Origin of the sequence: Janthinobacterium sp. RA13 (assembly GCF_000745325.1) — a bacterium.
GTDB lineage: Bacteria > Pseudomonadota > Gammaproteobacteria > Burkholderiales > Burkholderiaceae_D > Janthinobacterium > Janthinobacterium rivuli.
Genome location: NZ_JQNP01000001.1, coordinates 6162797 through 6185956 on the forward strand (window position 1 = coordinate 6162797; position 23160 = coordinate 6185956).

At 62.5% G+C, this 23160-nt stretch carries 26 protein-coding genes; 13 read left to right on the top strand and 13 right to left on the bottom strand.

Going from position 1 to position 23160, the window contains the following annotated elements; all coding sequences use genetic code 11:
• Window positions 1-5 precede the first annotated feature (5 nt).
• On the bottom strand, window positions 6-2117 hold the full coding sequence (locus FG13_RS27395) for a site-specific recombinase (protein ID WP_035826217.1): 2112 nt from the start codon (window positions 2115-2117) through the stop codon (window positions 6-8).
• A 316-nt stretch (window positions 2118-2433) separates the two neighbouring features.
• Between FG13_RS27395 and FG13_RS27400 the strand changes: the two genes are divergently transcribed.
• Window positions 2434-3543 (top strand): porin, encoded by a 1110-nt coding sequence (locus FG13_RS27400; RefSeq protein ID WP_035826224.1) that lies wholly within the window; start codon window positions 2434-2436, stop codon window positions 3541-3543.
• Here FG13_RS27400 and FG13_RS27405 read toward each other — a convergent pair.
• From FG13_RS27405 to FG13_RS27415, 3 genes are all read right to left on the bottom strand, one after another.
• Window positions 3531-4109, bottom strand: coding sequence for a DUF3617 domain-containing protein (locus tag FG13_RS27405; RefSeq protein WP_035826227.1), 579 nt, complete (start codon window positions 4107-4109; stop codon window positions 3531-3533). The genes FG13_RS27400 and FG13_RS27405 overlap by 13 nt on opposite strands.
• A gap of 67 nt (window positions 4110-4176) precedes the next feature.
• Window positions 4177-5724 (bottom strand): TerC family protein, encoded by a 1548-nt coding sequence (locus FG13_RS27410; RefSeq protein ID WP_035826230.1) that lies wholly within the window; start codon window positions 5722-5724, stop codon window positions 4177-4179.
• A gap of 82 nt (window positions 5725-5806) precedes the next feature.
• The gene (locus FG13_RS27415) at window positions 5807-6082 is read right to left on the bottom strand and encodes a hypothetical protein (RefSeq protein WP_035826233.1); all 276 of its coding nucleotides are present in this window, start codon (window positions 6080-6082) and stop codon (window positions 5807-5809) included.
• Window positions 6083-6374: 292 nt separating this feature from the next.
• On the opposite strand from FG13_RS27415, the gene FG13_RS27420 reads away from it, so the two are divergent.
• Window positions 6375-9218, top strand: a complete 2844-nt coding sequence (locus tag FG13_RS27420) for a M16 family metallopeptidase (protein WP_035826235.1) — start codon at window positions 6375-6377, stop codon at window positions 9216-9218.
• Window positions 9219-9288: 70 nt separating this feature from the next.
• Here the strand turns inward: FG13_RS27420 and FG13_RS27425 are convergent, their stop codons facing one another.
• From FG13_RS27425 to FG13_RS27435, 4 genes are all read right to left on the bottom strand, one after another.
• On the bottom strand, window positions 9289-9924 hold the full coding sequence (locus FG13_RS27425) for an OmpA family protein (RefSeq protein ID WP_035828878.1): 636 nt from the start codon (window positions 9922-9924) through the stop codon (window positions 9289-9291).
• Window positions 9925-10113: 189 nt separating this feature from the next.
• Entirely contained in the window at window positions 10114-10260 is a 147-nt protein-coding gene (locus tag FG13_RS30325; RefSeq protein ID WP_010396376.1) for a lmo0937 family membrane protein, read from the bottom strand.
• A gap of 183 nt (window positions 10261-10443) precedes the next feature.
• Window positions 10444-10686: a hypothetical protein gene (locus FG13_RS27430; protein WP_035826237.1), complete on the bottom strand. Its 243-nt coding sequence runs from the start codon at window positions 10684-10686 to the stop codon at window positions 10444-10446.
• A gap of 166 nt (window positions 10687-10852) precedes the next feature.
• The gene (locus FG13_RS27435) at window positions 10853-11512 is read right to left on the bottom strand and encodes a glycine zipper 2TM domain-containing protein (protein ID WP_035826240.1); all 660 of its coding nucleotides are present in this window, start codon (window positions 11510-11512) and stop codon (window positions 10853-10855) included.
• A 186-nt stretch (window positions 11513-11698) separates the two neighbouring features.
• On the opposite strand from FG13_RS27435, the gene FG13_RS27440 reads away from it, so the two are divergent.
• Complete coding sequence (locus FG13_RS27440) at window positions 11699-12475, top strand: Crp/Fnr family transcriptional regulator (RefSeq protein WP_081922740.1); 777 nt, start codon at window positions 11699-11701, stop codon at window positions 12473-12475.
• A gap of 95 nt (window positions 12476-12570) precedes the next feature.
• Here the strand turns inward: FG13_RS27440 and FG13_RS27445 are convergent, their stop codons facing one another.
• Both FG13_RS27445 and FG13_RS27450 read right to left on the bottom strand, forming a co-directional pair.
• A complete protein-coding gene (locus FG13_RS27445) occupies window positions 12571-12789 on the bottom strand; it encodes a glycine zipper 2TM domain-containing protein (protein ID WP_034758955.1) in 219 nt (72 codons plus the stop codon).
• 181 nt (window positions 12790-12970) lie between these two features.
• Window positions 12971-15010, bottom strand: coding sequence for an AsmA family protein (locus FG13_RS27450; RefSeq protein WP_035826242.1), 2040 nt, complete (start codon window positions 15008-15010; stop codon window positions 12971-12973).
• 256 nt (window positions 15011-15266) lie between these two features.
• Between FG13_RS27450 and FG13_RS27455 the strand changes: the two genes are divergently transcribed.
• The 7 genes from FG13_RS27455 to FG13_RS27485 all read left to right on the top strand — a co-directional run bounded on the left by FG13_RS27455 (window position 15267) and on the right by FG13_RS27485 (window position 19642).
• Complete coding sequence (locus FG13_RS27455) at window positions 15267-15671, top strand: DUF4398 domain-containing protein (RefSeq protein ID WP_051959496.1); 405 nt, start codon at window positions 15267-15269, stop codon at window positions 15669-15671.
• A 32-nt stretch (window positions 15672-15703) separates the two neighbouring features.
• A complete protein-coding gene (locus tag FG13_RS27460; protein ID WP_034758945.1) occupies window positions 15704-16603 on the top strand; it encodes an OmpA family protein in 900 nt (299 codons plus the stop codon).
• 87 nt (window positions 16604-16690) lie between these two features.
• Window positions 16691-17227, top strand: coding sequence for a ferritin-like domain-containing protein (locus FG13_RS27465; RefSeq protein WP_035828883.1), 537 nt, complete (start codon window positions 16691-16693; stop codon window positions 17225-17227).
• Between the two features lie 58 nt (window positions 17228-17285).
• On the top strand, window positions 17286-17588 hold the full coding sequence (locus tag FG13_RS27470; protein ID WP_035826246.1) for a DUF883 family protein: 303 nt from the start codon (window positions 17286-17288) through the stop codon (window positions 17586-17588).
• Window positions 17589-17606: 18 nt separating this feature from the next.
• Window positions 17607-17993 (top strand): phage holin family protein, encoded by a 387-nt coding sequence (locus FG13_RS27475; RefSeq protein WP_034758936.1) that lies wholly within the window; start codon window positions 17607-17609, stop codon window positions 17991-17993.
• Window positions 17994-18014: 21 nt separating this feature from the next.
• Window positions 18015-18353 (top strand): hypothetical protein, encoded by a 339-nt coding sequence (locus FG13_RS27480; RefSeq protein WP_035826249.1) that lies wholly within the window; start codon window positions 18015-18017, stop codon window positions 18351-18353.
• 134 nt (window positions 18354-18487) lie between these two features.
• Entirely contained in the window at window positions 18488-19642 is a 1155-nt protein-coding gene (locus tag FG13_RS27485; RefSeq protein ID WP_035826254.1) for a patatin-like phospholipase family protein, read from the top strand.
• A gap of 3 nt (window positions 19643-19645) precedes the next feature.
• Here FG13_RS27485 and FG13_RS29215 read toward each other — a convergent pair whose 3' ends face one another.
• From FG13_RS29215 to FG13_RS27500, 3 genes are read right to left on the bottom strand one after another with little or no spacing between them, the layout of a single operon-like run.
• Window positions 19646-19948, bottom strand: a complete 303-nt coding sequence (locus FG13_RS29215; RefSeq protein WP_081922741.1) for a hypothetical protein — start codon at window positions 19946-19948, stop codon at window positions 19646-19648.
• 44 nt (window positions 19949-19992) lie between these two features.
• Window positions 19993-20145 (bottom strand): DUF3309 family protein, encoded by a 153-nt coding sequence (locus FG13_RS29780; RefSeq protein ID WP_010396415.1) that lies wholly within the window; start codon window positions 20143-20145, stop codon window positions 19993-19995.
• Between the two features lie 59 nt (window positions 20146-20204).
• Window positions 20205-20651, bottom strand: a complete 447-nt coding sequence (locus tag FG13_RS27500; protein ID WP_034786328.1) for a glycine zipper 2TM domain-containing protein — start codon at window positions 20649-20651, stop codon at window positions 20205-20207.
• Between the two features lie 269 nt (window positions 20652-20920).
• Here FG13_RS27500 and FG13_RS27505 point away from each other — a divergent pair, with 269 nt between their 5' ends.
• The 3 genes from FG13_RS27505 (at window position 20921) to FG13_RS27515 (ending at window position 23138) form a co-directional block, all read left to right on the top strand.
• Window positions 20921-21475: a hypothetical protein gene (locus FG13_RS27505; RefSeq protein WP_035826256.1), complete on the top strand. Its 555-nt coding sequence runs from the start codon at window positions 20921-20923 to the stop codon at window positions 21473-21475.
• Between the two features lie 82 nt (window positions 21476-21557).
• Complete coding sequence (locus tag FG13_RS27510; protein WP_035826258.1) at window positions 21558-21869, top strand: BON domain-containing protein; 312 nt, start codon at window positions 21558-21560, stop codon at window positions 21867-21869.
• Between the two features lie 72 nt (window positions 21870-21941).
• Window positions 21942-23138, top strand: a complete 1197-nt coding sequence (locus FG13_RS27515; RefSeq protein ID WP_442905212.1) for an AI-2E family transporter — start codon at window positions 21942-21944, stop codon at window positions 23136-23138.
• Window positions 23139-23160: the final 22 nt, after the last annotated feature.

Here is a 23160-nt window from a genome sequence, read left to right on the forward strand (position 1 = left end):
GATGGTCATTTTTGAGCCTTGTTCGTCAGTGACAGGTTTGCCGACTCGTCGACCAGCGCCAGCGGTGGCGGGTTTTTCGAGCCGAAGAAGAAGACGATGGGCGAGCGCAGGAAACGCTTGCCCAGAATCTTCAATAATTGCATGCCGTGCTTGAAGCGCACCTGGCGCGAGCGCAGTGCCACCCACAGGGCTAGGCCGAAGCTGACGAGCAGATTGGCCGTGCCGATGGCGAAGATGCCCGACAGCGACTTGACGGCCAGTTGCCAGCTCATGTTGTGATCGAGGCCCACCAGGGCCGTGGCGAAGTTGGCGGCCGAGAAGGTGATGTGGCGGATATCGATCGGCAAACCGATCAAAAAGCCCAGGGTGCCGATGGAGCCCAGCAAGATACCGAAGTAGAAGTTACCCATCAGGCCACCGAGGTTGTTTTCCAGATACATGCCCAGCCGCTGCAAGCGCTCCTGGCCGATCACCCGGCCCAGGCCGCGCAATTGCGCGATGCGCTGGGCCCAGCGCGTGTACAGGGCCTGGTTGTCATAGTAGCCGGAAATCAGGCCGGCGACGAACAGGCAGACGCCGGCGATCATGGCGTAGAAGATGGCGGGGCTGCCGATGGGGTCGATATCGTGCAGCAGATGCATGGCTTTTTCCGGCGTCACCAGGTTGTGGCCCGTGATCGCCTTGTAGCCGAGCGCGATCAGCCAGGCCGTGGGGATGGCGGTCGCCAGGTTGCCCAGCACGGCCATGTTTTGCGTGCGGAAGACCTTGTTGATCAGTTCCGCCATGCTGTCGAGGTCGATGTTCCGGCCATCCTTGCTGTGCAGGCCGGCGGCGATGCGCGAGGCTGTCATGGCCGGTTGCTTGGTGGCCACCGTGAAATGCAGCAAGTGGATGAACATGAAACCGATCGAGTAATTCATGCTGAACATGAACGCTTCGACCAGCGGCGCCGAGCGCAGATACGACATCAGTATCTTGAACAGGGCCATGAAGCCGATGATCACGCCCGCGCCCGCGGACGAGAGGAACATGGCGCCCATTTCGCGGCGGTTTTCCGCGATGTAATGTTCGCCCGTGCGGCTGGCGTTTTCCGTCACATTGCGCGCCAGCAAGTTGATATTGTCGGAAAACAGGTCGCTGACCTTGTACTTGTGGTTATGCGCGCGTATCAGTTCCAGCGCCAGCCCGACGGCGCCCGCGCGGCGGCGGCTGACCGGTTGCGGGTGCAGCAAATCCTGCGTGGCGTCGACCGTGATGGCGGCGATGTCCACGTTGTTCGACGCCGGCAGCTCGCCGCTCGTGTCGACGAGGAACAGCAGCTTGCGCAGGCGCTCGATGCTTTGCGCCAAGGCCACCAATAAATACGTGAGGGGAATGCTGGTGCCCTGGTACAGCGCCTTCTTGCGGATCTTGGCGATGACGGCGTCGCACTGGTCGAGCATCACCAGCAGATGGCGCGCATCCTCGATGTGCTCGATGTCGCCTTGCAGCAGATTCGTGTAGGCATCCAAATAGGCGTTCACTTCCGTGTTCTGCACCATGAACGGCGACTGGAATACTTCGATTTCATTGTGGAAACGCGTCAATTCCGGTTCCAGACCCATGGCGCAGACGCGGTAGGACAGGGTGCGGATGGCGTCGAGCATGCCTGGCAGCATGATGTTGCCATCGCCGACGGCCAGTTCGATGTCGTCGCTGGTGAGCACGTCGAACAGTTCCAGCCAGTCCGTGGCGGGCACGTTGCTGATCCATAAATAATCGGTTTTCAGGTACAGCACCTGGTCGAGCGCGTCGTTCAGGTATTCGTCGCCGAGGGCGGGCGGCAGCATGCGGTAGGCGATGCGGCGTTTCAATTCCGTGAAGAAACCGCTGTTCGACAGCACGCCGATGTCGGTGTACAGGCTGGCATGGCGGCGCGCGGCCAGCACGCGCAGCACGTATTCGTGCAGGGCGCGCGCTTGCGCGGGGTTACCTTTGAGAAGCTGGCGCAGAGTGCGCACGTTGGCAATCGCGGTAGCGCTGTCGTGGGAGCGCTTGGGACGCAGTGAGTTGAATAATTCCACCAGCAAGTCGATATTGCTGGAGTTGGGGTCAATGCGTTCGAGGATAGCTAGCATGCAGAAAAACGGGCGAGCCGCTGTCGGTAAAACCAGTAGTGTACCGCCTGCGTCAAATCGCGCAACGTTCGCCACCGAACATTGCTTTACGGCAGGGCCTGCATTTCACGCCATTTTGCCGCAAATTAGCTGAATCATGGTCAATATTGCGTGTTGTCAGTGCGCGACGTGTTTCCTGGGGCTAAGCTGAAGTTTCTGTTGTACAACGCACGGACGCTGGACAAAAAGCGGGGATAAGGTAACACTGAGATCAGACACACAGCGCATGTCCTGATCAATACCGGGAAGTTTCATTCACGTTGCCGAGATATTTATCATGAAGACCTCGTATTTTGCGCTTGCTGTGATAGGGATGGGGCCTTTCGCGCTGGGCGCGACGGCCCAGGCTGCCGATGGCGCAGGCAGTGCCGCATCCAGTAACGTTGCCGTGTACGGCGTGCTCGACGCGGGCATCGTGGCCGAGCGGGGCTGCGCCGCCAATTGCGCCGGCGCCAAGGTGTCCGGCGGCGTCGCCTCCGGTTCGCGCCTGGGCGTGCAGGGCCGCGAGGCGCTGGGCAATGACGTCACGGCCGTGTTTACCCTGGAAGCGGGCATCCAGAACGACACGGGCCAGTCGGAAGAGGGCCGCTTGTTCGGCCGCCAGGCCTACGTGGGCCTCGACAGCCGCCTGGGTGCGCTGACCCTGGGGCGCCAGTACAACCTGCAATACCTGACCCTGACCGACGTGGCCGACCCGTTCAAGGGCGGCATGGCCGGCAGCGCCGGCAACCTGGCCGGCTACAGCGTGAAACGCTATGACAATACCGTCAAATATGTGACGCCGGCCTTGCGCGGCGTGACCGCCAGCGCCATCTACAGCTTTGGCGAGTCGCCGTACAGCAACGCCAACAACCGCGCGTATGGCGCCACCCTCGGCTATTCGGCCGGCGCCGTGAATGTCAGCGTGTCGCACCAGCGCAAGAACAACTTCATCCTCGCCTCCGGCACCTTGCCCGCCATCGACATGTCGGCCCGCAACACCCTGATCGCGGCAAATATTGACCTCAAAGTGGCCACCGCCTTTGCCGCCGTGGGCGTGAACAAGGGCTATGGCAGTTCGCCGTGGGATCCGAACAATGCCTACAGCTCGCTGGCCCTGTCGATGTCGTCGTCGGACAGCCGCGACACCTTGCTGGGCGTGTCCGTGCCCGTGGGCGGCTTCAAACTGCTGGCGTCGTGGGTGCGCAAGGATGACCGCGATCTGGCCAACCGCGACGCCAGCCAGATGGCCGTCGGCCTCACGTATTCGTTGTCAAAGCGCAGCGATTTCTATGCGTCCTACGCGAAAATCCACAACAAGAACGGCGCCCGCTATACGGTGGGCAATGCCAGCGATGCGGGCCGCGGCGACGCCGCCTTCAACCTGGGCTTCCGTCACGGCTTCTGAACTGCTGTCGCCGATGGGGCAGGGCAGCTTGCCCCCAGCCACTTGCCGTTGCTCGTCACATTCACCTGTTCCGGCGCACCGCGCGCGCTGGTGGTCACCGCCAGCTGCATGCTGAACGCCTGCTCGCCGCTGAATAGCACCTTGCCTTCGCCGCTCGATTTCGGGTTGGCGCAGGTGAACGACACGTTCATGCCGCCCGCGATATCCGTATTTTTCGATTTGCAGTCGCCGGGCTGGCCCGTGGGAATCTGCCTGCGCGCCGCCATGTCCGGCGTCACGCAGGCCGTCACGCGCACGGCGCCGTCGGCGCCCACGGTGGGCATGGCCATGCCGCGGCTGGCCGCCATGCTTTCCAGCTGTTTGCGTTGATCGGGAGGAAGGTTGCCCAGTTGCTGCAACACCATGGACATGGCGTTGTCGGTGGCGGCGTCGGGCGACGCCATCTTGCTGTCGACTTGCCACAGGCCCGGCTTGATGGTGGCCGATGGCGAGGCGGCCTGGGCGCCGGCGTGGCTGCCCAGGGCGGTGCAAGCCAGTAAACTCAGGCGTAGCAAAGAATGTTTCATGTTGGCGTCTCCAGAAAAGGCAGACCCCAGCATACGGCATGGCAAGCGGGGCACGCTTGCCATTGTGTTACAAACTGTGATCGGGTTCGATGCGGCGCACGTCCACGCTGGCGATGCGGCGCTCATCCGCTTCGAGGATTTCATAGCGCAAATCATCGAGTTCCAGTACTTCGCCCACGGCCGGCATGTTTTCAAAGTGTGCCAGCAGGAAGCCGGCCAGCGAGTTGTACTCGCCGTCTTCGCTGACCAGGGTTTCCGTCTCGAACACTTGCTCCAGGTAATGCAAGTCCGTCGCGCCATCGATGCGCCAGTGGCCGGGGCCCAGCACTTCCACGTCGGGCTGTTCGTCCTCGTCGGGGAATTCGCCGGCGATGGCTTCCAAGATGTCGATGGGCGTGAGCACGCCTTGCACGGTGCCGAACTCGTCGACCACCAGCACCAGCTGGCCGCGCGAGCGCTTCAGCGTTTCCATGGCTTTCAACACGCCGGCCGCTTCCGGCACGACGACGGCTTCGCGCATGCTGGCCGGGTCGATCTTGCCGCGCGAGACGAGATCCTCGATGAGGTCCTTGCTGCGCGCGATGCCAACCACGTTGTCGAGGTCATCATTGCAGACAGGAATCATGCTGTGTGGCGTTTCGCGCAGCAATTGCAGCATCTTGTCGCTGCTGTCGTTCAGGTTGACCCACGACACGTCGCCGCGCGGCGTCATGACGGAGCGGATCGAGCGCTCGGCCAGGGTCAGTACGCCGCTGACCATGTTGCGCTCTTCCACGCCGAAGGCGGAGACGTCGGGCGTTTCCTTGACTTCGTGCTCTTCCACGGCTTCGCGGCCCTTGCGTCCGCCCAACAGGCTCAGCACGGCTTGCGCCGTGCGGTCGCGCAGCGGGGCGTTCGACTGCAGCTTGAGGAAGTTGCGGCGCGCCAGCTGGTTGAAGAACTCGATGACGATGGAAAAGCCGATGGCGGCATACAGATAGCCTTTCGGAATGTGGAAGCCCAGGCCTTCGGCCACCAGCGACAGGCCGATCATCAGCAGGAAGCTCAGGCACAGCACGACGACGGTGGGGTGGGCGTTGACGAAGCGCGTCAGCACCTTCGAGGCAAGCATCATGACGACGATGGAAATGACGACGGCCGCCATCATCACGTACAGGTTTTCCACCATGCCGACGGCCGTGATGACGGCGTCGAGCGAAAAGACGGCGTCGAGCACGACGATCTGCGCCACCACGAGGCCGAAGCCGGCGTAGACTTTCGGGCCCGTCTGGGCGTGCGTGACGCCTTCGAGGCGCTCGTGCAGTTCGCTGGTGGCCTTGAACAGCAGGAACAGGCCGCCGACGAGCAGGATCAGGTCGCGCCCCGAAAACGAGAATGTCAATATGGAAAACAATGGCGTGGTCAGGGTGACCAGCCAGGAAATCAGCGAGAGCAGGCCCAGGCGCATGACGAGGGCCAGGGTCAGGCCCAGCACTCTGGCCTTGTCGCGCTGGTGCGGCGGCAGTTTCTCGGCCAGGATGGCGATGAAAATCAGGTTGTCGATACCCAGTACGATTTCCAGTACGACCAGCGTCAGCAGGCCGACCCAGATTGTCGGGTCAAATAACCATTCCATGTGTGTAACCTTGTAAAGTCGATCAGTGTAAAGCGTGCCCGGCGGCTAAAGCCCCGGACGCGTGGGTGCTGCATGCATGTCTTCAGAGGCGGACGCGCGGCGGCCGGGTGGCCAGCCGCACGTCCGCTTCGGCAAGTGCGCCCGGTCCCGCTTGCCAAATGATGGCGTAAAACGGCACGGCCTGGCGCGAGCTCGGGTACAGCGTGATGGGGTCGTTGTCGCATTCTTCAGTATCGCAGCTGTCGCCAGGCAGGCCTGCATGGAGGCTGGCGTCGGCACAGTCGATGCTGAAGGCGGGCGTGGCGGTAGCGCCGGCCGCGATTGCATGCTGGAATGGGGAAGGGCTGGCGTAAGCCATGCTGGCAAACGCCTGGGGTAAAGCGATGAAAACAAAAAGGCAGAGCAGGACGAGAGCTCGTCTCATATACAGGCAGATAGTTCTGGAACCGTGGAGTATAACACGGGCAGATAACAGCTTGATGACAGGGACTTGCGCAAGTGACAAGCATGCCGTAAATTACGAGAGCAATAATTTCACGTGGCGGCGAAGACGCAGCGCGGGCCCCGTGATCATTCTTGCACTCAGTATGTAGTCCATGGCGCTTGCTGTTGCGCCTTGCCCGATCATGTAGTGTTACCAGGAATTTGCCTTGAAACCCATTACCGCCCTCCTGCTTGCCGCCGGCATTCTCTCGCCTTCGTTCATCCTTGCCGCCACCCCCGTGGAAGCGGCGCCGACCCAGAAAACCGGCAAGGCTGCTCCCAGCCGCGCCGCCGTCAAAGTCACATCCGTCGAAGGCATCACCGAATACCGCCTGGCCAACGGCTTGCGCGTGCTGCTGTTCCCCGATGCCAGCAAGCCGACCCTGACCACCAACATCGTCTACCTGGTCGGCTCGCGCCATGAAAACTATGGCGAAACGGGCATGGCCCACTTGCTGGAACACTTGCTGTTCAAGCCTAGCGCCAACTTCGGCGTCAAGAAGGGCACGAAAACCCCGGTCGAGATCCTGAACTCGACGGGCGCCCAGTTCAACGGCACCACCTGGTACGACCGCACCAATTACTACGCCACCTTCCCGGCCAACGACGACAACCTGCGCCAGATGCTGGCCATGGAAGCGGACCGCATGGTCAACGCGGCCATCGACCAGAACGACCTGTGGAATCCGAAGACGCAGAAGGGCGAAATGACCGTCGTGCGCAACGAGTTCGAGATGGGCGAGAGCGACCCGATCGGCGTGACGAGCGAACGCATCCAGGCCATCGCCTACGACTGGCACAACTATGGCAAGTCGACCATCGGCGCCCGTTCCGACATCGAGCAGGTGAACATTCCCCGCTTGCGCGCGTTTTATCATAAATATTATCAGCCGGATAATGCCGTGCTGATGGTGGCGGGCCGCTTCGACGAAGCCAAGGTCTTGAAGCAGATCAATGAGCTGTTCGGCAAGATCCCGAAACCGACGCGCGTGATCGAGCCGACCTACACGGCCGAACCGGTGCAGGATGGCGAGCGCGCCGTGACGGTGCGCCGCAGCGGCGGCACGCAGTTCGTCGGCGCCGGCTACCACGTGGCGCCGTCCGGCAACCCGGACGCCGTCGCCATCGAAGTGCTGGGCCACGTGCTGACGGATGCACCGGCCGGCCGCTTGCACAAGGCGCTGGTGGAAACCAAGCTGGCCAGCAAGATTGAATACAACTCGGTGAGCAACCTGGAGCCGGGCTACAACCTGTTCGGCGCGCTGGTGCCGCTCGATGGCAACCTCGATGCGGCGCAGACGGCCATGCTGAAGGTGCTGGAAGAGCTGAAATCGCAGCCCATCACGGACGCGGAAGTGGCGCGCGTGAAACAGCAATTGAACAAACAGATCGAACTGGCCACCTCGAACACGGCCAGCCTGACGATCGCCCTGACGGAGTCCCTGGCGGCTGGCGACTGGCGCCTGTTCTTCCTGCAGCGCGACCAGCTCGACAAGCTGACGACGGCGCAGGTGCAGTCGGCGGCCGAGAAATACCTGAAGAGCTCGAACCGCACCCTGGGCCGCTTCATTCCCACCGATGCGCCGGACCGCACGGTCGTGCCGGCCTACGCCGACGTGGCGCCGCAACTGGCCGGCTACACGGGACGCGCCGTCGTGGCGCAGGGCGAAGCGTTCGATCCGAGCCCCGACAATATCGAGGCGCGCACCACGCGCTTCACCTTGCCGAACGGCTTGAAAGGCGCCTTGCTGCCGAAGAAAACCAAGGGCAGCACCGTCAGCGTCGTGTTGAAACTGCAGATTGGCAGCGAAGAGAACTTGCGCGGCAAGGCGCAAGTAGGCGTCTACACGGCCAATCTGTTGTCGCGCGGCACGGATAAACTGTCGCGCCAGGAAGTGAAGGACAAGTTTGACCAGCTGGGCATGCAAGTGGCGATTTCGGGCGGCGCCGAAGGCGTGACCGCCATGCTGACAGGCAAGCGCGAGAACTTGCCGGCCGCCATGGACTTGCTGGCGCAAGTGCTGCAAAAGCCGGCCCTGAACGAAACGGAATTCCTGGAATTGCAGCGCGAGCGCGTCGGCCGCGCGGAGCAGGAATTGCCTGAGCCGCAGCCGCTGGCCGTGAACGCCTTCCGCCGCCTGCTCGACGCCACGCCGGAAGGCCATGTGCGCCATGTCAGCACCTTGCCGGACGAACTGGCTGGCTGGAAGGGCGTCAAAGTGGCGGATGTGAAAGCTTTCCATGGCGCCTACTATGGCGCGGCGAACGCGACTTTTGCCGCCGTGGGCGACTTCGACCCGGCCGCGCTGAAGGCGCAAGTGGCGAGCCTGTACGGCAACTGGAAGGCGCAGCAGCCGTACGTGCGCATTCCCGACGCCGTCAAGCCCGTCAGCGGCGAGAAAGTCACCCTGGAAACACCGGACAAGGCCAACAGCGTGCTGTTCGCCATCCAGCCGATTCCCCTCAAGGATGACGCCGCCGGCTATCCGGCCTTGCTGATCGCCAATCACATGCTCGGTGGCGGCGCCTTGCGCAGCCGCCTGGCCGACCGCATCCGCCAGAAGGAAGGCCTGTCGTACGGCGTCGGTTCGCAAGTGAGCGTACCGTCGCGCGAACCGGCCGGCTACTGGATGGCGTACGCCATCAGCGCGCCGCAAAACACCGTCAAGGTGGAAGCGGCCCTGCGCGAGGAAATCGCCAAGGTGCTGGCCGACGGCTTCACGCAAGAGGAACTGGCCGAAGCGAAGAAAGGCTGGCTGCAATCGGAAGAAGTGGGCCGCACGCAGGACAGCGGCCTGGCGCGCGGCCTGGCCGATTACCTGGCGCAAGACCGCACCATGGCTTACGACAAGGACTTGGAAGCGAAAGTGGCCGCCTTGACCCTGGCGCAAGTGAACCAGGGCCTGCGCGAATACCTGAAGCCAGCGGCCGTCTCGGTGGTGGTGGCGGGCGACTTCGCCAAGGTGGCGAAAGAGGGTGAAAGCGGCGCCAAGGCAACGACGTCGAAATAAGCTGTTTTACATGGAAAAAACCCGCCGGCAAGTTACCTTGCCGGCGGGTTTTTTATTGAAACATGTCAACTTAGCGCGGCGCCATTTCGGCTACGTAGATTTCCACGCGGCGGTTGCGTGCGCGTCCCGATGCATCCGCATTCGAGGCGATCGGCTCGCGGGCGCCGCGGCCTTCCGTGACGACGCGGGTCGGCGAGACGCCGCGCATGGACAGGTAGTCGCGCGTATGGGCGGCGCGTTCCACCGACAGCGGTTCGTTGATGGAAGCGCTGCCCGTGCTGTCCGTATGGCCGATGATGCTGACCGTGGTGTTCGGGTTTTCGTTCAGGGTGGCGGCAAAGCGGTCGAGGATGGGGCGGAAGTTGCCCTTGATGTCGGCGCGGTTGGTGTCGAAGGAAATGTCGCTTGGAATTTCCATTTTCAGGCGGTTATCGGCCGTTTGCGACACTTGCACACCAGTACCCTGTGTCGCTTGTTCCATCGCGCGCTTCTGGTTTTCCATGCGGTTCGACCAGATATTGCCGACCACGGCGCCAGCTGCCGCACCCAGCAGGGCGCCGCCGGCCGTGCGGCCGCTGCTGCCGCCACCGGTGGTGCCGCCGATCAAGGCGCCCAGGCCCGCGCCGATGCCGGCGCCCGTGGCCGTGCCACGTTGCGTCGAGGACATATCCGCACAGCCGCTGGCGGCCAGTGCGATCACCAGCATGCCGATCAGGGATTTGGCGCCAGGGCCTTTTTTGAATGTTTCTTTCATGGATTTTCTCCTTGTTTTGTTATTGGGACATACCCAGGACTACCCGTACACGTTACTGCAAAATGGGCCTGCTTGCCAGCGCACGCAAAAGGGCGGCGCCCGTTCGCACGCGCACCGCCCCTCTGGCCAGTCAATTGGCCTCTATAAACCGCGCCCGCTGATCAGGCGCAGCAGCACCATGATCACGGCGACCACCAGCAGGATGTGGATGAAGCCGCCAATGGTATAGGAAGTTACCAGGCCCAGCAGCCAAAGAATAATGAGTACGACGGCGATTGTATACAGCATGATGTGTCCTCCGAGAGTAATGTGTGGATGACGGCGACTGCCTTGGCCTTGCAGGCGCTGGCGCGTGGCGCCGTCATCGGTTCTTGTCATTGCGCGGCGACCGGGTCGCTGAACGCTGATGCCATGACTAAGTGTCTACTTTGTTTCCCTTGCCTTCTGTACGCTGTCGTACACAAGGCTCAACTAGCGCGAGCGGTCGGCGTGTTCATCGGCCATGCCCGGCACCCATGCCAGCATGCCGGCCATGCCGACGGCGCCCGCCAGGCAGCTGACCATGCCACCCGTCAACAGCAGCATGACGCCGAACACGGGACTGCCCGCTTGCGGCGCCAGGTCCAGCGCGCAGAAGCCCAGCGCGGTGGCCAGCAAGCCGCCGCCAATCAATCCCAGCCAGATACTGTTGCTGCCTGTCTTGTCGTCTTGCATGGCTACTCCTTGATGACGTTTCGTTGAACTTTCCTGAATGCATCATCTCGCGCGACGGCAAGCTCATCTGTACGCCAACGAACATTGTTAAAAAGAAAACGCCCGGACAGGCCGGGCGTGTATTCAGTTTGCAACGCATCGCGGCGCTGCCGCTGCCTTGGTCAACTTAGCCGATGGCGCGCAAGCCGCCGTTGACGACGCGCACGCGGTCGCCCTGGCGCCAGTTTGGCGCGGCGCTCTGGTGCACGGTGCGTGTCTTGCCGTTATCCAGGCGCACGACGATGTTGTAGCTGCGCGTGGCGCGCACGCTGCCTTCGATCTGGTTGCCGGCCACGGCGCCGCCGACGGCGCCTAGCACGGTGGCCAGTTGCTTGCCGTGGCCGCCGCCGACCTGGTTGCCCAGCAAGCCGCCGACGACGGCGCCGCCAGCCGCGCCCACGCCGCTGCCTTCGGCGCGCGTATTGACTTCATGGATGGCTTCGATCACGCCACAATTGCTGCATACCTGCGGCGCCGGGGCGGCCGCATATTGTGGCTGTGGCTGCGGCTGGCGCACCGGCTGCTGCTGTGGTTGCTGTTGCTGTTGCTGCTGTGGCGGCAGGGCGGCCAGCGGCTGCGCGCCGGACGGCTGCAAGTTCGCTTGCGGCTGGTTCGCCTGCAGGTTGGCCATTTGCTCGGCCGAGGTGCTGGCCGCCAGCGGCTGGCTATCGCCCTGGGAGGAAGGCAGCCAGCCCATCAGGGCAGCCGTGCCGACGCCGCAAAACAGCAGGACGGCGACGGCGGCGGCAAGCACCAGCGGATGAAGGGATTTGGTGGTGGTGGTCATGGAAGGCTCCTTGGTTTTTTTAAAATAATAAAAAGGGTGATGCGTGTTCTGCGTGTTATTTGCGTCTGTTGCCAGTGTGCTGTGCCGCTTGCTCCGCTTCCGTGCGTCACCGTACATACAGGGCCGGTACTGCACCGTAGGCTAAGTAAAAATTATGTCGAGTTGTAACGACACCAAGGAAAAGCAATGCCACCAACGACTGCCAGCATGACCCTTTCCCGCGATGCAGGCCGATCCGGCCTGGGGTCGCCCGTGGGCGCGCCTGACGCCGGCAATCGCTTGTTGGCCAGCCTGCCCGAGCACGACTTGCGGCACCTAACGGCGCTGTTCGATAGCGTCACGGTCGAGGTGGGCGAGGTGCTGTACGAACCGGGCCAGCCTATCGGCCACATCTATTTCCCCGGCGATTGCCTGATTTCGCTGCTGGCCGTGGCGGAAGGGCGCATGACGCTGGAAGTGGGCTCCGTCGGCCGCGAAGGCGTGCTGGGCGCGTCCGTCGCGCTCGGCCATGACCTGGCGCAAGTGCGTGCCGTGGTGCAGCGTTCCGGCACGGCCAGCCGTATCGCGCGGGCCGACTTCTGCGCCGAGTTCGCCCAGCTCGAGTCCCTGCAGCGTTTGCTGTACCGCTACACGGACACCCTGCTGGCGCAAGCCATCCAGATTGCCGTATGCAGCCGCTTCCACGTGCTCGAAGCGCGCCTGGCCCGTTCGCTGCTGATCACGCGCGACCGCCTGCAGTCCGAAAAATTTCACCTCACGCATGAATTTCTCGCCCACACCCTCGGCGTGCGGCGGGTCGGCGTGACCAAGGCGGCCAGCGCGCTGCAACAGCAAAAACTCATCACCTACAGCCGCGGCAATATCGAGATTCTCGATTCTGCCGGCCTCGAAGCCGTTTCCTGCCGCTGTTACGAGCTGGTCAAGGATAGCGGCGCCATCGGCATGGCCAACGTCTTCGTCTGATTTCCTCAGAATAATTTTTCAATTTCATCAACGGAAGCCGGACGCAAAAAAGCGGGGCGGGCGCCTGCGCACCCACCCCGCTTTTCAGATAACGATTACTTCGGCTTGACCTGGTTACCGATCACGCCGCCGACGGCAGCGCCGCCGACTGCGCCGACAGCGCTGCCGCCCGTCAGCACGGAGCCGGCAACGGCGCCGACGCCAGCGCCGATGGCGGTGTTTTTATCCTGGCCGGACATGTTGGCGCAAGCAGTCAAGCTCAGCAGCAGAGCGGCAACGGAAGTGGTAGCGGCGATTTTTTTAATGATTTGCATGATAGTTCTCCTATGAATTCGGACCTCGTGGCGCCGGCATGGTATGGGCCGGTGAGACTTCGTATCGCCACGTCTTGGGTGTTTCAGGCACGATTACAGAATAGGATTGTGGCAAGGCAGGGTCTGTTCGGCAACGCACATAGGGGTGTAACAATTGTAATCGTGCACGGCTGCGTATTTCTCAATTGCTTTTGCGCGGCGCCTTGCCCGGTTTCGGCGCCACCGGTTTCACGCGCGCCTGGGCCAGCAAGGCCGCGCATTCGCTATCTTCGACGGGGCCTGTATTCACCAGCGGCAGCAGCGCCGCCACGGGCGCCACCACGGCCAGCGCCAGTGCGCCACCGGCGCGCAGGGCCAGCACGCCCTTGTCCACGCTCACGTCGGGTTTGCTGAACGTGCCATGCACGTACAGGGGCGAACGCAGCGAAAAGACGCGCAAGCCCTTGCTGTCCGGCCGCAGGGTCAGGTCCAGCCGTTCATCGGCCAGATTCACCGTGCCATCGATATTCAGGACGGCGTCATCCGTGTCGACGATGAACTGGCGTGTGCGCATCAAGCCCTTGGTGACGGCGAAGTCGGCGGCCATGCAGTTCAGCCTGACCTGCTTGTCGCCAGACAGTTTGGCCAGCACGACACTGCCGATATTCAAGCCCATTTCTTCCAGCAACAGTTTGCTGATGCTGCCCCGGTTGATCAGCGCGCGCACTTCGCCGTTCGAGCTGCCCAGCAGGGTGGCGACGGAATTGCCCGTGGCCGACAGCGAGGCGTCGCCATTGATCTCGCCCACGCTCGCTTGCAGGGCGGGCAGGCGGGGAAACAGTTGCTGGATGTGCAGATGGCGGGCGCTGGCCTTGAGTTCGGCCGCGATGCCGTTGGCGATGACTTTGCCGCTGCCGTCGAGCTTGATTTGCGACGTCAGGGTGCCGCCCGCCACGTTGAAATTCAGGGGCGTGAGCGAGAGCACGCCGTCCGTCAGCACCACATGCGTGTCGAGCTTGCTGATCGGCAGCTCGGCATCGCGCGTGATCTTGTCGGCCGTGTAGCGCACGTCGGCGTCCAGGCTGGTCCAGCGTTCCGTCTTGAAGGTTTCCACCGGCAGCACGCGGCCGGCCGGCTGCGTCGACGGCACGCCCCGCTCCTTCTTGCTGGCGCTGGAATCGGCGCCCACCAGCGGGCCGAGGTCGGAAAATTGCAGCAGGCGCGAATGGACTTCACCCGTCAGGCGCTTGCGCGGCGTGCTGGCGGAAAAGGCCAGCTTGCCACTGATGTCGCTGGAGCCCACCTTGCCGCTGAATTTGTCGTACACCCACTCGCCGCCGCGCGGCGCCAGGGTGCCTGTCAAATGGCCTTCCGTGCTGAAATGCGGCGTCTCCGGCAGCAGCACGCCCGTCAAGGGATACAGGCGGGCCATGCTGGGTCCGGATAGCTTCAGGCGCACGTCGAGCGCGGCCAGGTCTGTCGGGCGCGTCAGGGTGCCTTCGATGGCCACGCTGCTGCCGCTCGCGCGCATGTCGGCCTGGATGGGGAAGGGCGTGCCTTGCCGCTGCAGCGACAGCACGCCGCCCGCCTTGCCGCCGCCCTTGACGGTTTCGCCGCGGTAGGTGCCCGACAGCGTCCACGCGATGCCGTAGCGCGCATCGTCCGCGATGGTGTCGACATCGGCGCGCATCGCCGTTTTGCTGACGCCATCGTCCAGATAGACGGTGCCCTTGCTGAAGACTACGCTTTGCAATTCCAGCTGCCACGGCGATGGCTGCTCCTGCTTGTCGAAGGTCCAGTTATTTTTGCCATCCTTGTTGCGCAGCAAGCGCACCTGCGGCGTGTCGAAGCGCAATTGCGGGATGATGATTTTCTTGTCCAGCAGGGCCAGCGGGTTGAGCGAGAACGCCAGCTGGCTGACGGTGGCCAGCTGCGCCTGGCCATCCGTGTCCGTCATCGCGCTCGGGTTGCCCAGGCGCACATCCTTGGCCTGCAGGTGCGGCCAGGGCAGATAGTCGCGCCAGGTTTTTTGCCCCGCGGTACCGGCTGGCTGATGCCACGTCAGCGCCAGGTCGCCGTCGATGGCGAACGGCCGTCCCAGCGCGTCGCTGGCGCGCGCATTGAGCCAGGGCTTGGCGCGGTTCCAATCCATGTTCGACAGGACGATGGCGGCGGTGACGGGCAGGGCGATGAGCACGGCGGTGCTGGCGAGGGCGATTTTCTGACGGCGGGAGAGCGGCATAAGCTGATTCTTTCTGTACAAGTAGTTGCGATGCTACAGGAATCGCTCCAAGGCCGGGCCTGTTTCAGCTTTTGCTGGCGGACACGTGCGCTGGCGCACGTTGCCAATGCAAGTATTGTCGATTTCTTACCCTATGTGCGGCACCGAACGGATATGCGGGGAGCCGCAGCCTATAACGTCATACATCAAACGCAGTTCCTGATTCCAGATGCACCGCATCTAACCCTCACGCTTAACATTCTCCAGGAGAAGAAAAATGACAAACCGAGATTTCAAGATGTCCCCATTGGCCGCCTTGGCCGCCTGCGCCACCGCCGTTGTCCTGATGACGGGCTGCTCCAGCCTGAAAACGCCTGCCACGGCCGACGTCGCCGTGTCGCGCGCCGCCGTCGATAACGCCGCCAGCGCCGGCGCCGCCGACCTGGCACCCGATGAAATGCGTTCGGCCCGCGAAAAAATGCGCATGGCTAACCAGGCCCTGAAAGACCGCGACTACAAGATGGCGCGCGACCTGGCCGACCAGGCGCAAGCCGATGCCAAGCTGGCGCAAAGCAAGGCCAACTCGGCCAAGGCCACCAGTGCCGCCGATGAAATCAACGAGAACATCCGCGTCATGCGCGAAGAGCTCGACCGTGCCAATCAGCAAGCCCCAAAACAATAAGCCACAACAATAACTAATAACAGGACCCCATCATGAAAAAAGCTACTTACACCACCATTCCCGGCCTGCTGGCCATGGCCGCCTTTGTTGCAGCCTGCAGCTCCGCACCGACCACCACCAGCCTGCTCGACCAGACGCGCGGCGACTACATGGCGGCGCAATCGAACCCGATCGTGTCGACCTATGCGCCGCGCGAATTCCGCGAAGCGAGCGCTGCGCTGGAAGCGGCGAACGCGGCCGCCACGCGCCAGGAAGATAGCGAAAAAGTCGACAAACTGGCCTACCTGGCCAAGCAAAAGATAGCCACGGCGCAAGAAGTCGCCAAGCAGAAGGCAGCGGAAGCCGATATCGCCAATGCCGGCAAGCAGCGCGATCAGTTGCGCCTCGATGCGCGCACGCAGCAGGCTGACCAGGCCACGGCCCGCGCCCAGTCGGCGCAAGCGGATGCGGAAGCGGCCAAGGCCCAGGCGCAAGCGGCCGAAGCGTCGGCCCGCGATGCGCAAGCCCGCGCCGCCGGACTCGAAGCGCAGCTGGCCGACCTGGCCGCCAAGAAAACCGAACGCGGCATGGTGATCACCCTGGGCGACGTGCTGTTTGGCACCGACAAGGCGAACCTGACGGCCGATGGCGCGAATACGGCGCGCAAGCTGGCCGACGTGCTGAAAAACAATCCGCAGCGCACCGTGCTGATCGAAGGCTTTACGGATAGCACGGGCGGCTCCGCGCACAACCTGGAATTGTCGCAACGCCGCGCCGAATCCGTGCGCAACGCGCTGCTGGAGCAAGGCATCAGCCGCGACCGCATCGCCACGAAAGGCTATGGCGCCGCCTATCCGGCCGCCGGCAACGACACGGCGGCAAACCGCCAGCTGAATCGCCGCGTGGAAATCGTCTTGTCCGAGGACAACACGGCCATTCCCGCCCGCCGCTAAGCCGCGTCCGTTGACGCGGCAGTAGAAAGGCAGCACCGGCCGAAGCTTGGCCGGTGGATACCCATGCAAGACTTGAAAGGAAACATCATGACACTAACATCTGTTGAGATTCCAGCTGGCATCGATACGGCAGCCATCCGCGCCGCCGCCAAAAACCTGGACGATGGCGCCGTGACGGCCGGCTACCAGGCCGACCGCCAGGAGTTGATCACCCTGTTGAATGGGGCGCTGGCCACCGAACTGGTGTGTATTGCGCGCTATAAACGCCATTACTACACCGTGAGCGGGCGTGACAACGGCAGCATCAAGGCCGAGTTCCTGGAACATGCGCAGCAGGAGCAGGAGCACGCCGACTGGCTGGCCGAACGCATCGTGCAATTGAATGGTAAGCCAGATTTTAATCCTGCAACATTGCTTGCGCGTAGCCATGCCGAGTATGATGACTCCGAAGACGTGCAAAGTATGGTGCGTGCCAATCTGATCGCGGAACGGGTAGCGATCGAGTCGTATCGCCAGATGATCGTGAAAATCGGCGACAAAGACCCGACCACACGCCATTTGTTGATCAAGATCATGGCTGTCGAGGAAGAGCACGCCGATGATATGCGCGATCTGATGGAATAGTGTTTTTGAGTAAAGTAGGTATAGTAACTACATTCATCCACAGCTAAGGAGCTAAACCATGTTGGAAAACAATATCACCACCGTCAATAACGATGTCAAAACCCTGGTCAAGGATGCGCAAGCCCTGTTCAGCGCCGCTGCCGCCCTGACGGGCGAAAAAGCCGACGAAGTGCGCGTCAAGGGCATGAAAACCCTGGACGCCGCCCTGGCCAAGGCGCATGAAGCGCAAGCATCGGCCATCGTTGCCACCAAGCAGATGGCTGCCCAGGCTGACGGCTATGTCAAGGAAAACCCATGGCGCACCGTGGCTGTCGCCGCTGGCGTCGGCGTGCTGGTCGGCTTCATCCTGGGCCGCAAGTAATCCACTGTCAGGAGCGATATGGACAAGTCTGCTTCGTCTCACCAGGGGCCGGGATTGATCGGCTCGGTTGCCGGCCTGGCCAAAAACGCCGTCGGACTGATGTTGTCGCGGCTGGAACTGGCCACCATCGAACTGTCGGAAGTGCGCAATCACATGCTGCAGTTGATTGTCATTTTCGCGCTGGCGACCGTGGCGGGCTTGTTTGCCATCGCTTACGGCAGCGTGCTGATCGTCTTCCTCGCCTGGGATAGCCTGGGCTGGAAGATCCTGGCGATCATGACGGTCGTGTTCGTACTGCTGGCCATCGCGCTGGTGATGTATGCGCGCGCCATGCTGCGTCAAGGAAAGCTGTCCATGCCGGCCACCATGGCGGAATTGAAGGCTGACCGCGACATGCTGATGTAAGCGGCCTCACGAGGAGAATTCATGTCGGAAAACGACAAACTGGCGGCGCAAGCCGCCCGCAAGCGCCTGCTGATCGCCCAGGGCGAAATGTACCGCGTAGGCATCGTGCATGCGCGCGCCAACGTGGGCTACGCATTGCGCCCCGAGTCGATGCTGCAGGGCGTGGTCGAGACGGCGGTCGGCTTTGCCGGCCACCGCGTCGAATCCCTGCTGGCGCCGGGCGGCATGCGTTTGCAGGGCGCCATGCCCTATGTGCTGACGGCGCTGTCCTTTATCGGACGCAAGAAACTGGTCAAGCCGGCCCTGGTCCTTGTGGCCGTGGCCGCCGTTGCCGCCAGCTGGCTGCGCCGCAAGCGCTGAACGCCAGCCGTGTTGCACAGGAACGCCGTCATTGACGGCGTTTTTTTTGCCCGTACCCAAGGTCCGGCGCAGACAGGCGCAATCCCTTACAATGATTTACGCCGCACCCGCGCGGCGGACAGAGGGCTATCTTGATGACGAATTCGAAGACACCGATCAATCAGTTAAATCCCTCGCGCCTGCGCATCGTGCTGGTGCTGCAGGGCGGCGGCGCACTGGGCGCCTACCAGGCCGGCGTCTACCACGCGCTGCATGAGCATGGCCTGGCGCCCGACTGGGTGGTGGGCACCTCGATCGGCGCCATCAATGCGGCCATTCTGGCCGGTAACAAGCACGAAGACAGGCTCGTGCGTCTGAAAGAGTTCTGGCAGCGCGTGGCGCACCGCGACAGCATCGACATGAACCTGGTCTCCGACCAGCAGCGCCGCTCGAACATCTGGCTGGCCACGCTCGATACCGTGCTGCGCGGCGTGCCCGGCTTTTTCAAGCCGCGCACCTTCAGCCTGTTTCCCGCTGGAATCGCCGTCAAGCCGGAAGAGGCCAGTTTTTATGACACCAGCGAGCTGGCCGGCACCCTCGAGGAACTGGTCGATTTCGATTACCTGAACCAGCCCGGCGGCATGCGCCTGACGGTCAACGCCCTGCGCGTCAAATGCGGCAGCCTCACCAGTTTTGACAGCCAGCAGCAACCACTGACGGCCGACCATATCCGCGCCAGCGGCGCCTTGCCGCCCGGCTTTGCCGGCGTGCGCGTCGATGGCGATTTATACTGGGATGGCGGCCTGTACTCGAATACGCCGCTGGAAACCGTGCTTGACGACACGCCCCACGTCGACACCCTGGTCTTCATGGTCGACTTGTGGAGCTCGGAAGGGCCGGAACCGACCACCCTCGATGAAGTGCAGACGCGGCAAAAGGACGTCACCTTCGCGTCGCGCTCGAAGCGGCATATCGCCGATTACGTCAATACGCATACCTTGCAGCGCAAATTGCGCGAACTGTACGCCGGCCTGCCCGACACCAAGCACAACCGCCAGCAGACGCAAGAACTGGTGGCGTTGGGTTGCGACAGCACCATGCACATCGTGCGCCTGCCGTATGCGGGGCGCGACTGGCACATGGCCGCGAAGGACATCAATTTCTCCAAGGGCTCCATCGAGTGGCGCTGGGAGCAGGGCTACCAGGATGGCTTGCGCGCAATCAAGGCGGCCGGCTGGCTGGCTTTTGTCACGGAAGACACGCCGCTGGTGGTACACGAGTTGCCGCCATACGAACGCGACGCTGCCTGATCGTCACTGCGGATGCGCCGCCTCGCGCAGCTTCTCCGCGTTTGCCATGTCTTGCCGATACGTGTCTTGCGCATCCTTCAGGCAGGTGGCGCGCGCGGCCGATGGTTCCGAACGGCAGGCTTTCTTGGCCTCGGCCAGGGCGGCGGCGATTTCCTTGCGCAGGGTGCGCAGCTGGGCTTGCGCCGTGCTGTCTTCCTGGTACCAGCGTTGCGGGTCGCCCGGCTGCGGCGCGGCAGTCTGCGCCAGTGCCAGAGGCGCCAGGCTGCAGGCGAACAGGGTGGCCAAGAGTGTGTTGTGGATAGTCATGATATTTCCTCCTTGAAATAAAAAAGGCGCCGTAGCGCCTTTTTTTACAACCTGCCCGTCAGTAATAGCAGGATCAGTATCACTACGACCAGGCCGGCGATGCCGCTGGGGCCGTAACCCCAGTTGCGGCTATGCGGCCAGGTGGGCAGGACGCCGACCAGGGCCAGGATCAAGATGATCAGAATGATGGTGCCCATGGTATCTCCTTGTTGGTGCATGGTCCGGCGCAGGCTTGCGGACAAGCCAGGCCAAGGGATTAATAGCGGTAGACGCGGCCGTCAACGACGCGCACGCGGTTGCCCGGGCGCAAATCATTCGCATTGTCCTGCACCACGGTGCGGTATTCGCCGTTGTCGAGGCGTACGCTGATCTGGTAGGCCTGCGCTTGCTGTCTGCGGCCTTCGACCTGGTTGCCCACGACGCCGCCGGCAACGGCGCCCGCCACGGTGGCGGCCGTGCGTCCGCCGCCCGAGCCGATGGTATTGCCCAGCAGGGCGCCGGCGATGCCGCCGACCACGGCGCCGGCGCCGCTGGTTTGTCCGCCGCCTTGCACGATCTGGATGGAGTCGACGGTGCCGTACATGGCCGATTCAGGCTGGTTGGCCGGGTAATATTGTTGTGACTGGGAAGGACCGGTGGCGCAACCGCTGAGTGCGGCGGTGGCGGCGAGCATCAGTGCAGCCAAGGTGGCGTTGGTTTTCATTTTATTCTCCTGACGAGGTGAGGGTGTAGTGCCATCTTAGTCATGCCCCTGTTTCCGGTCTGTACGCTGCCGCACGTAGTTATTTGCTGCCAAAAATGGTATTTTTTACCGTGGCGATCGATCAAAACGTTGTTATTTATCCCTGTATCCCTTCCGCTTTCAAAATAAATTACTTGTGTACGGCAGCGTACAGAAGAGAGGCGGCGATCCACGTAAAACGGTAGTCATGCCAAGCAGACATGCTTGCTACCACCAGGGAGAAACACAATATGAACAAGAATAAGCTTTTCACCGCCATCGTCGTCAGCCTGGCATGCGCCGCCTGGGGCGGTCAGGCCGTGGCGGCCACGCCGGAAGCGAAAGCAGCCTACAAGGCGGCCAATGAGCAGGCGGGCCTGAACTACAAGCTGGCACATGCCGAGTGCGAAAAAATCACGGGCAACCCGAAGGATGTCTGCGTTGCCGAAGCGAAAGCCGTGCGCGCCTACGATGAAGCGGTGGCCCAGGCGCAATACACGAATACCCTGCGTGCCTACACCAAGGCGCGCATCAAGATTGCCGATGCGAACTACGACGTCGACCTGACGCGCTGCGATGCGCTGACGGGCAACGACAAGGATGTCTGCGTCAAGCTGGCCAAGTCCACCAAAGTGGCGGCCCTGGCCGATGCCAAGGCGGACAAGAAAGTCATCGAAGCGCGCAGCGATGCGCGTGAAGCAAAAAGAAAAGCCGAGTACAAGGTCGCGACAGAAAAATGCGATGCATTAGCCGGCGCAGCCAAGGATGACTGTATCAAGGCTGCAAAAACCCAGTTTGGCTACTGAGCTCCCTCCGGCGCGCAGTCACCACACTGGTATAAGAAGCTCATTGTGAGCACATTGATTGACCACTCCTAAGGAAAAAACCATGAAATTCACTAAATCTATCGCTACTGGCCTTTTCATCGCTTCCCTGTTCGCCGTTGCAGGTTGCGCTTCGACCCCAACCAAAGAAGGCACGGGCGAGTACATCGACGACGCGGCCATCACCACCAAAGTGAAAGCCAGCATCTTCAATGAGCCTACCCTGAAATCGACGGAAATCAACGTTGAAACCTTCAAGGGCGTGGTTCAGCTGAGCGGCTTCGTGGCCCAGCCGTCGGATGCCTCCAAGGCAGGCGAAGTCGCCCGTGGCGTCAAGGGCGTGAAGTCGGTCAAAAACGACATCCGCGTCAAGTAATGGCATGACCTGCCGCAGCGGCCAGCCCCACGGCTGGCGCTGCGGTCCACCACCGACCGTCGCGGGAATCGCATGCATATCCAGCCTAAAGATACCCCGCCCGAGCCGGTGGCGGCTGCCTCCACCGAGCCTGCCGGGCCACCTCCCGGCACGCCTGTGGAGCACCCCGATTCATCCTTGCGTTTGCCGCTGCACGTCAATGCGCGCGGCCTGGCGCTGGGCATCATCGCCACCGTCAGCTTCATTTATGCGCTGCAGTGGGCACAGAAATTCCTCATTCCCGTCATTTTCGGCATTTTCATTGCCTATACCCTCAATCCCGTCGTCGCCTGGCTGGAAAAGCTGCGCCTGCCGCGCGCCATCGGCGCCACGGCCGTCACGGCCCTGATCCTGTTCGGCTCCCTCGTCGTGGTCGAGCGCGTGCAGGGCGAATTCGAATCCATCGTTGAAGAGTTGCCGGCCGCCACGCACAAGCTGTCGCGCCTGATCGCCGCCAGTACGGGCGGCAAGAACAGCACCTTCCAGAAGATGCAGGCCGTGGCCAATGAAATCGAGCAAGTGGCCGCCGGCGCCGAAGCGCGCCGCAACAACCGCCGCGCCGCCGCGGCCGAGGCGCCCAATTTCAAGATCATGGACTGGGTCTGGGCCGGTTCGCTGGGCCTGGTGGGCTTCCTCAGCCAGGCCACCATGGTCATCTTCCTCGTGTTTTTCCTGCTGCTATCGGGCGACACCTTCAAGCGCAAGCTCGTCAAGCTGACGGGGCCGTCACTGAGCCGCAAGAAGGTCACCGTGCACATCCTGGAAGACATCAATACCTCGATCCAGAACTATATGTTCATGCTGCTCGTCACGAATGGCTTGCTGGCCGTCCTGATGTGGATCGCCCTGCGCGTGATCGGCCTGGAAAATGCGGGCGCCTGGGCCATCGTGGCCGGCTTGCTGCACATCATGCCGTATTTCGGCCCCTTGCTCATCACCATCGCCACGGGCCTGGTCGCCTTTTTGCAGTTCGAATCGCTGGAAATGGTCTTGCTGGTGACGGGCACGTCGATGGCCATCGCCACCCTGGTGGGCACCTTTGTCACCACCTGGATGACGGGGCGCATCGCGCGCATGAATCCCACGGCCGTGTTCATCAGCCTGCTGTTCTGGGGTTGGCTGTGGGGCGTCTGGGGCTTGCTGCTGGGCGTGCCCATCATCGTCATCGTGAAAGTCGTCGCCGAGCGCGTGCAGGGCATGGAAGTGGTGGCGGAACTGCTGGGCGAGTAGCCTGCGTTACAGTAAAGAAAAC

Excerpts from the sequence above, each read along its gene's own strand:
- FG13_RS27395 (WP_035826217.1), bottom strand. The coding sequence starts at position 2,117 with ATGCTAGCTATCCTCGAACGCATTGACCCCAACTCCAGCAATATCGAC.
- FG13_RS27510 (WP_035826258.1), top strand. The coding sequence starts at position 21,558 with ATGAAATTCACTAAATCTATCGCTACTGGCCTTTTCATCGCTTCCCTG.
- FG13_RS29780 (WP_010396415.1), bottom strand. The coding sequence starts at position 20,145 with ATGGGCACCATCATTCTGATCATCTTGATCCTGGCCCTGGTCGGCGTC.
- FG13_RS27470 (WP_035826246.1), top strand. The coding sequence starts at position 17,286 with ATGTTGGAAAACAATATCACCACCGTCAATAACGATGTCAAAACCCTG.
- FG13_RS27410 (WP_035826230.1), bottom strand. The coding sequence starts at position 5,724 with ATGGAATGGTTATTTGACCCGACAATCTGGGTCGGCCTGCTGACGCTG.
- FG13_RS27455 (WP_051959496.1), top strand. The coding sequence starts at position 15,267 with ATGACAAACCGAGATTTCAAGATGTCCCCATTGGCCGCCTTGGCCGCC.
- FG13_RS27480 (WP_035826249.1), top strand. The coding sequence starts at position 18,015 with ATGTCGGAAAACGACAAACTGGCGGCGCAAGCCGCCCGCAAGCGCCTG.
- FG13_RS27450 (WP_035826242.1), bottom strand. The coding sequence starts at position 15,010 with ATGCCGCTCTCCCGCCGTCAGAAAATCGCCCTCGCCAGCACCGCCGTG.
- FG13_RS27465 (WP_035828883.1), top strand. The coding sequence starts at position 16,691 with ATGACACTAACATCTGTTGAGATTCCAGCTGGCATCGATACGGCAGCC.
- FG13_RS30325 (WP_010396376.1), bottom strand. The coding sequence starts at position 10,260 with ATGCTGTATACAATCGCCGTCGTACTCATTATTCTTTGGCTGCTGGGC.
- FG13_RS27485 (WP_035826254.1), top strand. The coding sequence starts at position 18,488 with ATGACGAATTCGAAGACACCGATCAATCAGTTAAATCCCTCGCGCCTG.
- FG13_RS27435 (WP_035826240.1), bottom strand. The coding sequence starts at position 11,512 with ATGACCACCACCACCAAATCCCTTCATCCGCTGGTGCTTGCCGCCGCC.
- FG13_RS27415 (WP_035826233.1), bottom strand. The coding sequence starts at position 6,082 with ATGGCTTACGCCAGCCCTTCCCCATTCCAGCATGCAATCGCGGCCGGC.
- FG13_RS27445 (WP_034758955.1), bottom strand. The coding sequence starts at position 12,789 with ATGCAAATCATTAAAAAAATCGCCGCTACCACTTCCGTTGCCGCTCTG.
- FG13_RS27500 (WP_034786328.1), bottom strand. The coding sequence starts at position 20,651 with ATGAAAACCAACGCCACCTTGGCTGCACTGATGCTCGCCGCCACCGCC.
- FG13_RS27430 (WP_035826237.1), bottom strand. The coding sequence starts at position 10,686 with ATGCAAGACGACAAGACAGGCAGCAACAGTATCTGGCTGGGATTGATT.
- FG13_RS27505 (WP_035826256.1), top strand. The coding sequence starts at position 20,921 with ATGAACAAGAATAAGCTTTTCACCGCCATCGTCGTCAGCCTGGCATGC.
- FG13_RS27400 (WP_035826224.1), top strand. The coding sequence starts at position 2,434 with ATGAAGACCTCGTATTTTGCGCTTGCTGTGATAGGGATGGGGCCTTTC.
- FG13_RS27475 (WP_034758936.1), top strand. The coding sequence starts at position 17,607 with ATGGACAAGTCTGCTTCGTCTCACCAGGGGCCGGGATTGATCGGCTCG.
- FG13_RS27460 (WP_034758945.1), top strand. The coding sequence starts at position 15,704 with ATGAAAAAAGCTACTTACACCACCATTCCCGGCCTGCTGGCCATGGCC.
- FG13_RS27425 (WP_035828878.1), bottom strand. The coding sequence starts at position 9,924 with ATGCTGGTGATCGCACTGGCCGCCAGCGGCTGTGCGGATATGTCCTCG.
- FG13_RS29215 (WP_081922741.1), bottom strand. The coding sequence starts at position 19,948 with ATGACTATCCACAACACACTCTTGGCCACCCTGTTCGCCTGCAGCCTG.
- FG13_RS27440 (WP_081922740.1), top strand. The coding sequence starts at position 11,699 with ATGCCACCAACGACTGCCAGCATGACCCTTTCCCGCGATGCAGGCCGA.
- FG13_RS27515 (WP_442905212.1), top strand. The coding sequence starts at position 21,942 with ATGCATATCCAGCCTAAAGATACCCCGCCCGAGCCGGTGGCGGCTGCC.
- FG13_RS27405 (WP_035826227.1), bottom strand. The coding sequence starts at position 4,109 with ATGAAACATTCTTTGCTACGCCTGAGTTTACTGGCTTGCACCGCCCTG.